Source organism: Sphingobium sp. L-44, assembly GCF_056859495.1.
Window position 1 is genome coordinate 1 of sequence record NZ_JBSXOQ010000110.1, and the last position, 10,230, is coordinate 10,230.

Here is a 10,230-nt window from a genome sequence, read left to right on the forward strand (position 1 = left end):
TGTGACGTGTGGTAACTCCACCTTACCGATGAGCCCGGTGGCCACCGAGTTCGAAATCGCATGGGGTTGGGCATGCCCAACCCCATGCGATCACCTCAATCTACACCGGAAATTACACCACGAGCGCGGACGCTAACGCCGCTGCCGCGGATCGGTCCGTTTCAGGATCGGCTGGATGTGCTGCTGGAAGAGAACGAGTTACGGGGGCGGCGTGACCGGCTTCGGATGACCCGTATCCACGACCTTCTGGTGCGTGAGGGTTTCGAGGGCTCTCACGATGCCGTGCGCCGCTATGCGGCGCGGTGGAAGATCGAGCGGCGCAGGGATGTCGGCGACGGGACGACGGCCTTTATTCCGATGCTGTTCCAGCCCGGCGAGGCCTACCAGTTCGACTGGAGCCACGAGGATGTCGAGATCGCCGGCAAGCCGATGCGGGTAAAGGTCGCGCACATGCGGCTGTGCGCGTCGCGGGCTGTGTATGTCCGGGCCTATCCACGCGAGACCCAAGAGACGCTGTTCGACGCGCATGCGCGCGGCTTTGCCTTCTTCGGCGGCGTGCCCAGGCGCGGCATCTACGATAATATGAAGACGGCGGTGACGAGCGTGTTCACCGGCAAGGACCGGGTGTTCAACCGGCGGTTCCTGATCATGGCCGACCATTACATGGTCGAGCCCACGGCGTGCTCGCCAGCGGCGGGATGGGAGAAGGGTCAGGTCGAGAACCAGGTGCAGACGATCCGAGGGCGTTTCTTCCAGCCCCGTCTGCGGTTCGCCAGCCTTGAGGAGCTCAATGGCTGGCTGGAAGCTGAGTGCCGGCGCTGGGCCGAACGACAGGCGCATCATGAGCAAAGCGAACAGACCGTGGCGCAGATGCTGGAGATCGAACGCCCTGCAATACAGTCGATGCTGGGGCCGTTCGACGACTTCAACGAGAGCGAGCGCGGCGTGTCGGGCACCTGCCTGATCAGCTACGATCGCAACCGATACTCGGTCCTCCCGACGGTGGCGCGGCGCACGGTGAAGGTTCGGGCCTATGCCGACCGCATTGTCGTGCGATGCGGCGATGAGGTCGTCGCCGAGCATCCCCGCTTCTTCGGGCGGAACCGCACCATCTATGATCCCTGGCACTATCTGCCGGTGCTGGCCCGCAAGCCCGGCGCTTTACGCAACGGCGCTCCCTTCCAGGACTGGGAGTTGCCGCCAGCGCTCGCCCGATTACGACGCAAGCTGGGCAACGGCGATGATGCCGATCGGCGGTTCGTGCGCGTGCTGGCGGCCGTGCTGACCGACGGCCTGGAACTCGTCGAGGCCGCCGTGCGGGAGGCGCTGGCGACCGGCACGGCGAGCGACGATCTGATCCTCAATATCCTGGCACGGCGCCGCGAACCGCCGCGACCGCTGACGATCGTCACTTCTGAGGACAACGCCCTGCGGCATCCGCCGATCGCCGACTGTTCCCGTTACGACCAACTGAGGAACTTCCATGCAGCGGCATGACATGATCGACGCGATGCGCGGACTTGGACTCAAAGGGATGGCCGGCGCGTTCGATGAGGCCGTCACCACTGGGCTTCAGCGCCAGCGCACGACGATGGAGATACTGACCGATCTGCTGCGCGCGGAGGCAACGCACCGCCACGCCGCCTCGATCCGATACCGGATGGCGGCCGCCAAGCTGCCGGTGGTGAAGGACCTCGATGCCTTCCACTTCGAGGGGACACCGATCAACGAGGGGCTGGTCCGTTCGCTGCACAGCGGCGCGTTCCTGCCCGCATGGCGCAATGTCGTCCTGGTCGGCGGCACCGGCACCGGCAAGACCCACCTAGCCATCGCCATCACCGCCAATGTCGTTCGCGCCGGGGCGCGGGGGCGTTACTTCAACACGGTCGATCTGGTAACCCGCCTCGAAGAGTAGGCCCGGATCGGCAAGAGCGGCGCGCTTGCCTCCCAGCTCTCCCGGCTCGATCTCGTGGTTCTGGACGAGCTTGGCTATCTGCCGTTCGCCCGTTCAGGCGGGCAGTTCTGCTCCATCTGGTTAGCAAGCTTTACGAGCAAACCAGCGTCGTCATCACCACCAATCTGGCGTTCGGGGAATGGCCCACCGTGTTCGGCGATCCCAAGATGACCACCGCTCTCCTCGACCGCGTCACGCATCATTGCGACATCATCGAGACCGGCAATGACAGCTGGCGCTTTAAGAACCGAAAGTGATCTCCGCTGCACGCCGGGATTAAGATGCTTTGCGCTGCGCGCGCCTCCGGTCGGGCTGCGCCCTCCCTACGCCGCGCGCAGCGCAAGGCGCGTTCCTCGACCGTCGTGCCATCTTTGAAAGGGGGTCCCTTTTGCGCGCCGATCGGGGGTCCCGTTTCGACGCCGATTGACAGCGCGGATCCTGAAGCTTGACCGGTGCGGTGCCCATAGCTTGTTGGGCCAGGGTAGGAGCGGCAGTAGCCGCAAGGCCGATAGCGGTTCCACCGATAACCCCGCGCCGTGTCGCTCCATATTCCGTCATAGCAATCTCCTTCGTTGCGAACGTAACGGATGGATCGCCATTCAGTTCGCTGCACTGCACAAAAGACCGTTTTACAGTTCGCCGCTCACTTAGCGCGACGTAATCGCCTGTTGTTTGCGGCAACTTTGCTTCGGTAATGTCTAAGGACGCCGCGCGTGTTGGTGAGTGGCGTTGTCCCCAGCATTCCTGTCATTATTTTGTTTTGCAACTCGATCATCGCGCGGACTTTCTCGCTTACCATAAGTTCGGCTTCAGCGTTTGCTTCGGCGCCACCCGTTGCCAACCGGGCAATCCGCATCGTCATCACAGTGCTGGCTTCCGCGCCCAGCATCCAGAAATCAAATCCTGCTTGCATCCATGCGTCATAGCTTTTGATCATAGACTGGCTCCTTGGTCAGCATATCTATCTCGAACGCCGGATCGTCTTTTGTGACCCATTGAAGCGGTTCGATGCGTGACGCAGCCATCTCGGCATCTGTCGGCAAACGCAGCAGCTCCAGCCTGTCGCCGGTCCAGCCCACTAAACCGATATGGGCAAAGGCCTGAAGCCACCCTTCCATCGGCCACTTTTCCCAGCGTGCGTGAAACTCACGCGCATTACGCACAATATCGGCTACATGCTGGACCGGCGGCTCGTAGCTGTCGTGATATTGATGACAGGCAATAGCTTCTCCCACGAATAACAGCTTCAGACCTCTCCGAGCCGCCCTGAAGCCGAAATCTGTGTCCTCGGCGCCATAGCCGGTAAACCCTTCGTCGAAGCCACCCAGCATCTCAAAGGTCGATCGGCGCAGTGCGAATGCGAGCGACCAGAACAGCCCGGCATTGGTTTCTTCTCGCACGCCCGTTTGCGGAAATGAGCGGACCGGATGCGCCCGGCCACGCCCCAGCAAGTCTGCCTCATTCCACGAACCACGCGCATCATCTGGTCCAAGATAACGAATGTCTGCGCAGAGAAGGGAATCATGCTCGCTGAGCGTATCGGCCAGAAGACCGATACAATGCCGCATGGGGATGCAATCGACATCCAGAAATACGAGTTTGTTATGGCTGGCGAGCGAAGCGGCGCGGTTACGGGCCGCTGCCAGTGGCAGACCGTTGGTCTCGAACCGATCGATATGCACGTGGAATTGAGCCGATGGGAACGCAACCGGATCATCGCTCATATCGACGATGATTAGCTCATCAGGTTGATGGTCGCTTCGACGCAAACCCTCCACCAGCTGTGACAGATGAGCGCTGCGATTGCGGACAATCGTGAGAACGGAAACGCCCATCAGCGACGCTTCCACAAGTCGAGCCGGTACTTATCCTTGCGCTCGGACAGTTCCACCTCAAAATCCAAGCCTAGCTCTGTCCATAGGGCTTCAACCGCCTCATCCCCGCTATGGGGATAATCAGTCTCGCCGGTATAATGAACGAGGATCACGCGACCGCCAGGAGCTACGTGATCGCGCAGCCATTCGCTTGCGCGGTCCAGGTCCACAAGGCCCCAATAATAGGCGACTTCCGACAGAACCACGAGATCGAAAGCCTCAACATCCGGCGTCTCCTGCGGAAATGCCATCTGGGCGAGCGTCACACCGGGACGATCGCCCACCCGCTCGCGCGCTTTCGTAAGTGCCTTGGTGCTGATGTCGATCGCCAGCAGGCTATCGCACATGGGCGCCAAATGGCTGGTCAGCACACCATGCGCGCAGCCGATCTCTAATGCATGGGCATAGCGGCGATCTGCCAGCACATCATGGGTATGCGCGAATTTGGCCGCCTCGTAATCGCTTGAGGCCAAATTCCATGGATCATCGTCTGAGCCAAATATGTCGTCAAAATATTTGGCTGTCAGGCTTGTGCCGGTCATCGGCGGTCCTTCCTCACTGTCAGTATGTCCCGTGCCGGCATGCGCAGCTTCTCGCGCGGCAGCCGGAAACCATCGCCCATGACCGGCGACATCTGGCTACGATGGGCAAGAAGGGCGTGCCGCCGCCGCCCGACAGGCATCGCAGGCGTGGCGATCCGCCGCGCAAGCCGGGGCGGATCACTCCAAACATGATAGGCAAACAGCGAGACTGGGCGCTTTGCCCTGCGCGAAGCGGCCTCGGCAAGCCGGTAGGCCGCGACATGATCGCAATGTGCCTCGCTATGATCGGATACAGCGATCGCATCGATCCGGCGCCAGCGGATGAAAGCAGCAAGGCGATCAGCGTCACGTGCAAAGGCTTTGCTATCGGTAGGGTAGGGGTGAGCATCGCGCCACCCCATCCATATCTTCGGGATCGCGGCGGCTTTGATCCTACCAAGGGCGTGACCGGCTTCCCTGCGCCGGGTCATCGCAATGCGCGGCGTACCTTCAGGATGTGATCCCATTCCGTCGGTAAGGAAAACGATACCGCCCAATCGATCGCTGGCAGCACAATGCGCAATCAGTGCGCCAGCCCCAAGCGTCTCGTCGTCAGGATGGGGTGCCAGCACAAGCCAGCGCGCTTGCGACCAGCAGCTCCGCATCAAGGGTTCGGCTGTCACCACAGACGGTCGCCATCATTCCAGATGTCATGGTCGAGCAGTGCCTTGGCGGCTTCATCGCGAGCATGATCTGGGCCGGCCTGCCGCAAATAGAGGGATAGGTCGCGGATGATCTTGTCGGCGCGCTGTCCGTCAAAGGCGCTTTGTGTACCCAAAATCCGGGCTGCGGCCTCCATGACGGTGAACCCGGCATTTTCGACGATACCGCGGGTCAGCCGGGCGATCGCGACGGCGTCGTCATGACCCGATGCAAAACGCTGCGCGGCCTCAGCTACCCAGAAGCCGGCGGTTCGCACCGCAACGACTGCATCCGCAAACCGGGCACGCTGGATCGGATCCTCGCGCGCGGGGTCGCGCATGGCGCGGCGGATTTCCGCGACAAGCGCCTCGATCCCGCCCAGCTGGGCCGCACAAAAGCGCCAGGCGCCAGCGGTGAAACGGGGATCGCGATCATAGTCACCCGGCTCACCCAGCAGCATGAGAGACTCAACCGCCATACCTTCCAGGCAATAGCGTCCACTCACGCTTGCGCGCATCCCACGCACACGCCATCCCGACAGGTCAGTGCGGGTTTTGTCATTGGCAGGCACAATGGCTAGACGACGTGCCTGCCCCTCGCTGGCGGCCGTGACAAGCGCATAGTCGAGCCCGCCAGCGCCGCTAGCAAACATCTTTTCCCCAAGAAGTGAAGGAGTAGCTTCTGATGTCAGTCGAACGCCAGGAGGGGGCTCGGTCGCCCAAACTCCGAACCATGCCCCCCGATCGAGGACATTTGTCAGCCAACGATGCTGATCGGGCGTCCCATACCAGTCGAACAGCGACATTGCATTGACATGGCCCTCATACAGGCGGCCAATGCTGAGATCGCCGCGACCGATTTGGCGTAAGGCCTGCGCCATCGCGCGGGAGCGATCACTATCATTCTCGAAGGCTTCGCCTCCAGACGCCTTTGGCGCAAACCAGCGATGATGTCCACTTTGGATCAGGGCCGACATGCTTTCGGTCGGGAAGTTGGGTGCCGCATCATAGCGCGCGCCAAGCGTCGCCAATCGAGCGACTATATCGATCGTTCCAGGGGCCTGTTTCTCAATATCGGCGATCACGCGGTACGGCTCCTGTGTGACGATGGTGCGGCGGTTAGGTCATGCAACCAGCGGGCGGCGGCTTCCGCCCCGCCTTCGTCTGTCAGGCAGACAGGCCAGTGCTCGGCCTGATTGATCGCCAGATCGATCAGGCCTGTCCAATCGCTTGCCTGGGGCCAGTCAAAGCGCACGATAGCGCCGCCTACTGCCGCCAGCCTTCTTGCCTTTGATACCTGCTCGTTGAACGGGCGATGCTCGGGCAGGCAGATGAATGGACGGCGCGCCGCCAATACGGCGCTGACGACTCCGTCTCCGGCGGCGCCGATGACCACCGCTGCGGCCGCGATCTGCGCATCGGCGTCATCGACCCATCCACGCAGTTCGAGATTATCCGGCAGCGAGCTAGGCACAGTACAGGGACCGATGATGCGGAACTGCCGCTCAGGAGTAGATCGGGCAACTTCCGCCAACCTTTCACCGTCAGAAATGCCGCCTCCGCGCCCCAGGACGATCAGTATGTCTCCATCGCGTCCATTCTGACTAATTGACGCGGGCCGGATGATGCCGGGAGCGTAAAAGGTCTTTTCCCGGACCCATGTCGGGATGTCGTCATCGTCCAAGGCTTCGTGGAAAGGAGCAAGAAGAGCAGTCGCACCGCGAAAGGCATCGAGATGCGCAGTATCGAGCCGAGTGCCACTCAAGCGGACATAGATCGTGGGCACCGATGCGAGGCGGGCCAGCATAGCCACTTCAGCTGATACATCGACCACCATCAGGCTTGGCCGCGACTGTGCTATCCACAGCGCCATCATGGCTGTGCGCTGCCGAATGCCTTCGTGATCCAGCGGTGCATAATGCAGCGACGAAGGCCGCTCGGCATGGTCAATCCCAGCGAATCCTTCATTTAGCCGGTCATCGGGGAGGTCGAGGAATGGGAGATTTCCGGTCTTGCCTGTCAGCCCGGTCCCTAGCAGAGTGATACCGCCCAGCGACTGACCAATCGCGATCGCTCGCTGTCGATGGCCGTCGCCATGATGGTGGACATAATAGCCGATAGGGCGGCTCACGGGGCCACTACCAGCTCTGGAAGCAGCATATCGCAGGGCATCGGCGGCAAGGCACGTTCGGCCTTTATATAAGCCTCTACGCTCATGTCACGCCTGGCCTGAAGCCGCCATCGTGCGCGTTCCTCCCAGTGCGATAAGCTAGGGACGGAAGGTATGTCCCCGAATGCCGCGCAGTCTATCCACCGCTGCATGTCGGCCGCCATGCCGCCATCGGCGCGGCCCACGGTACGGGATGATGCGCGGGTCCATACCGCATTGGGGTGAATGAGCTTGCCGCCGGCCTCGATTGCCGCTTCTACCAAGGCACGATCCTCGCCGGTGGGGAGGAGCGGAACACCGCCTGCACGAAGGTATAGATCGGCTGATAAGGCTAGGCTCGCTCCGGTGTGATCGCCATGCCGGGGCGGCATATCCCATTCGACCGGATCGATCGCATCTTCGATCGCGCGCACGGCCTGCCAATAGGCATCGAAGCGGCCGCGAAGAGCGAAGATTGCCGGCGCCTCAGCGGCCTCCAGTTCGTCCAGTTCGATCCGTCCGCCAATGATCCGATCCGGTATGAAATGCGCGAGGTTGGCCTCCACCCAATCTGCCGGAGGCCGGCAATCCGCATCTGTCGAAATCAGCAAACCGCCAGAGCCGACTATTTCAGCGCCAAGATCCATCGCGGCACGGCGAGCTGAACCCGCATGAGCTAGGGCAGGTTCGAAATTTCGCTCGATGATTTCAAGCATGAAGGGAGCGCGGAAGCGTAATGCGGCGTCAACGGCAGCGGCGCGAGTGGTATCCTTGGTGTTATTAACGCAGAGTGCGACGGCAAACGGGGTTTGGGTCGTTTGCTGGGTCAAAGCTTCGATTAGACGACCGATATGCTCGGCTTCGTTGCGTGCAGGTACGCATACACAGGCCTTCGGTGTCATGCGAAATTGGCAACAAGCGGGAGGGCCACGTCCGGTTCATTGGCGATAGCCACCGGCGCTACGGCAAGCTGCCGATAGAGAGCCTCATATTCGTCGACCATGCGCTGCGCATCGCAGTATTGCTCAGCATGGGCCCTGCAGGCGCTGCGATCGAGCACCGACGCTGCAAGCGCTGCCGATGCGAGAGACGCCACATCATCCGGCTCGGCAATGACACCACAATCAGGACTTAGCAGCGCGGGGACACCGCCACGCCGGAAAGCAGCAACCGGCGTACCGCAGGCCAGCGCTTCAGCTACAACCAGACCATAAGGCTCCTCCCAGCGCGGCGTGCAAAGCGCGGCGATCGCACCTCCAACAAGCTGGGAAAGCTCACGGTGGGAAAGATGCCCGACATGCTGGACATCGCCCCCCAGTCGGGGGGCGATGGCTTCATCGAAATAGCTCTGGTTCGAGATCGGCCCTGCGATCCGCAGAGGCAGCCCAGCCAATCGGGCAGCATCGATCGCATAATCCAGCCCCTTTTCTGGGACGATCCGGCCATACCAGACCAGATACGGTTCTGTGTTGGCGACAGGCTGATACGGAAAATGGGTGAGGTCAATGCCGTTGGGAATAACCTGATCGGTATGCGCAACATGGCCCCACATTTCGGCCGTTGCCTCAGAAACGGCCACATAAATCATCGGACCGCGATTAAGCCGCACCCCGCTCTCCAGCCAGCAGAAGGGCGGCGTATGGAGCGTGGTCACGACAGGCGTAGTCAGAGTGTCAGCCATGCTAACAGGCAGATAATGAAGGGAGTTGTTGTGGATGACATCGAACGAGCGAGATCGCAGTTCGGTCATCAGCCCAAGATAGGCATGGTGTTCGCGGAAGAAAGCAACATCGTTAGCCTCGTCAATGCCAGTTTCGAGGAGTGAGGTTTCATCGCAGATTGCCTCGACGCCAAGCGCTGGGTCGGAGCGGGTAGATGCAAAAAGCGTGACATCATGTCCACGTTCGCGAAGGGATCGCGCGAGCATGTGGGTGTGCATCTCAAGCCCGCCCGCGAACGGCTCGGAAATAGGATATTTCAGGTGAGCGATGATTGCTATGCGCATTTTGCCTCCCTGACACGATGTGCAAGAAGAGCCATCAGTCTGTTGCTTAACGTTGCTAGCGGCTAAACTTTCCCATCCCGACCAGGTCGGAACGAATAAATCTGATTGATAAAAATCATACGTCACAGCTTCTGCAGCAGCCATGGCACCATATTACTATGAAGCCTCGGTGCGCCCTGCTGGCGGGTAGTGGCGGGCCTGATATTTTTCTAATTTCCAATTCCAGAAGAACAGTTTCAACTACCCTTCGCCGCTTTGATCGCGCCCCTGTTTCAAAGCGCTTTCTCCAGCCTCGAGAAGGCTGCGCCCTGTCGCTACAGCGGCTTCAGCCGTCAATGTGATCGCTATACCATCGGGTCCGTCCAAGACGACATAGCCGTCTTCAACTGTAGCGACGCCCGCATCGGCAAATGGTTCGACAGCTGGATTATCATGCATGGGCGATCTCCATCGCAGGTTATTGGGTTGATGGGCTCTGGCCCAAATACAAATAATGAGGATCAAAATCCCCGCGACGCGCCAGCGCTTCGCGGTCGCTGATCTCGACCAATGAGGCGCGCATGTTGCAAAGGCCAGCCTCGCGAAGCTGACGGAACGCTCTATTGGTGTGAACGGTCGTCAGGCCGCAGATTTCCGCGATATCGCTTTGGGTCAGACCAAGCGCAAAACGGTGGCCATCGGACAGCTTGACGGCTTCCAAACGAGCATTGGTCTCACTCAGAAAATGCGCAATACGGCCTACAGCGTCGAGGCGACCAAGGCGGAAGAGCCAGGCGCGATGCAAAGCCGCGTCGATCAAGGTTGAAAACCAGAGCTTACGGGCCAGGTCAGGTCTTGGATCCAGAATATCTTTGAGCGCACTGTGCGGAACAATGGCTATTGAAGAAGCTGGACACCTCGAAGAACCGTCTGATTTCGGCATGATGGCGGCTTGAAGGCTCAAGAGGGAAGTATGAGCCTTGGTTTCGGGGTCTGATCTGCTGATTTTCGTCGGTGCGGCGCCTTCACAGGCCGTCTTTGGCGTCA

Annotated in this window: 10 protein-coding genes and 2 pseudogenes; 2 read left to right on the forward strand and 10 right to left on the reverse strand. The window is 60.6% G+C overall.

Translation table 11 applies throughout. The features are described from left to right. Positions 1-126: 126 nt before the first annotated feature. A pseudogene (gene istA / locus AC13EK_RS18205) lies at positions 127-1,497 on the forward strand (IS21 family transposase); the annotation flags it as partial. Further along, positions 1,484-2,211: pseudogene (gene istB / locus AC13EK_RS18210) on the forward strand (IS21-like element helper ATPase IstB). The pseudogenes istA and istB, both read left to right, overlap by 14 nt. A 386-nt stretch (positions 2,212-2,597) precedes the next feature. Here istB and AC13EK_RS18215 read toward each other — a convergent pair. The 10 genes from AC13EK_RS18215 to AC13EK_RS18260 form a co-directional block, all read right to left on the reverse strand. After that, positions 2,598-2,891 carry a hypothetical protein gene (locus AC13EK_RS18215; RefSeq protein ID WP_063975911.1) on the reverse strand — a complete coding sequence of 98 codons (294 nt, stop codon included), beginning with the start codon at positions 2,889-2,891 and terminating at the stop codon, positions 2,598-2,600. Beyond that, positions 2,875-3,789, reverse strand: coding sequence for a glycosyltransferase family 2 protein (locus AC13EK_RS18220; protein ID WP_081260914.1), 915 nt, complete (start codon positions 3,787-3,789; stop codon positions 2,875-2,877). The genes AC13EK_RS18215 and AC13EK_RS18220 overlap by 17 nt, the downstream gene beginning before the upstream one ends. After that, on the reverse strand, positions 3,789-4,370 hold the full coding sequence (locus AC13EK_RS18225; RefSeq protein ID WP_125989781.1) for a class I SAM-dependent DNA methyltransferase: 582 nt from the start codon (positions 4,368-4,370) through the stop codon (positions 3,789-3,791). The genes AC13EK_RS18220 and AC13EK_RS18225 overlap by 1 nt, the downstream gene beginning before the upstream one ends. Then, positions 4,367-4,981, reverse strand: a complete 615-nt coding sequence (locus AC13EK_RS18230) for a PIG-L deacetylase family protein (RefSeq protein ID WP_483022309.1) — start codon at positions 4,979-4,981, stop codon at positions 4,367-4,369. Before AC13EK_RS18230 ends, AC13EK_RS18225 begins: the two co-directional genes overlap by 4 nt. 47 nt (positions 4,982-5,028) lie before the next feature. Further along, on the reverse strand, positions 5,029-6,135 hold the full coding sequence (locus AC13EK_RS18235) for an acyl-CoA dehydrogenase family protein (RefSeq protein WP_164522517.1): 1,107 nt from the start codon (positions 6,133-6,135) through the stop codon (positions 5,029-5,031). Further along, a complete protein-coding gene (locus tag AC13EK_RS18240) occupies positions 6,132-7,181 on the reverse strand; it encodes a glycosyltransferase (RefSeq protein WP_125989779.1) in 1,050 nt (349 codons plus the stop codon). The genes AC13EK_RS18235 and AC13EK_RS18240 overlap by 4 nt, the downstream gene beginning before the upstream one ends. Beyond that, entirely contained in the window at positions 7,178-8,101 is a 924-nt protein-coding gene (locus AC13EK_RS18245; RefSeq protein WP_483022310.1) for a glycosyltransferase family 2 protein, read from the reverse strand. The genes AC13EK_RS18240 and AC13EK_RS18245 overlap by 4 nt, the downstream gene beginning before the upstream one ends. Next, positions 8,098-9,204 carry a glycosyltransferase gene (locus AC13EK_RS18250; RefSeq protein ID WP_483022311.1) on the reverse strand — a complete coding sequence of 369 codons (1,107 nt, stop codon included), beginning with the start codon at positions 9,202-9,204 and terminating at the stop codon, positions 8,098-8,100. The genes AC13EK_RS18245 and AC13EK_RS18250 overlap by 4 nt, the downstream gene beginning before the upstream one ends. Before the next feature lie 240 nt (positions 9,205-9,444). After that, on the reverse strand, positions 9,445-9,642 hold the full coding sequence (locus AC13EK_RS18255; RefSeq protein WP_081260912.1) for a hypothetical protein: 198 nt from the start codon (positions 9,640-9,642) through the stop codon (positions 9,445-9,447). 19 nt (positions 9,643-9,661) lie between these two features. Further along, a partial coding sequence (locus AC13EK_RS18260; RefSeq protein WP_483022312.1) for a Crp/Fnr family transcriptional regulator occupies positions 9,662-10,230 on the reverse strand: 569 nt, incomplete at its 5' end.

Bases quoted from the DNA above. Each gene is read 5' to 3' on its own strand.
- AC13EK_RS18215 (WP_063975911.1), bottom strand. From the start codon at position 2,891: ATGATCAAAAGCTATGACGCATGGATGCAAGCAGGATTTGATTTCTGG.
- AC13EK_RS18220 (WP_081260914.1), bottom strand. From the start codon at position 3,789: ATGGGCGTTTCCGTTCTCACGATTGTCCGCAATCGCAGCGCTCATCTG.
- AC13EK_RS18225 (WP_125989781.1), bottom strand. From the start codon at position 4,370: ATGACCGGCACAAGCCTGACAGCCAAATATTTTGACGACATATTTGGC.
- AC13EK_RS18245 (WP_483022310.1), bottom strand. From the start codon at position 8,101: ATGACACCGAAGGCCTGTGTATGCGTACCTGCACGCAACGAAGCCGAG.
- AC13EK_RS18250 (WP_483022311.1), bottom strand. From the start codon at position 9,204: ATGCGCATAGCAATCATCGCTCACCTGAAATATCCTATTTCCGAGCCG.
- AC13EK_RS18255 (WP_081260912.1), bottom strand. From the start codon at position 9,642: ATGCATGATAATCCAGCTGTCGAACCATTTGCCGATGCGGGCGTCGCT.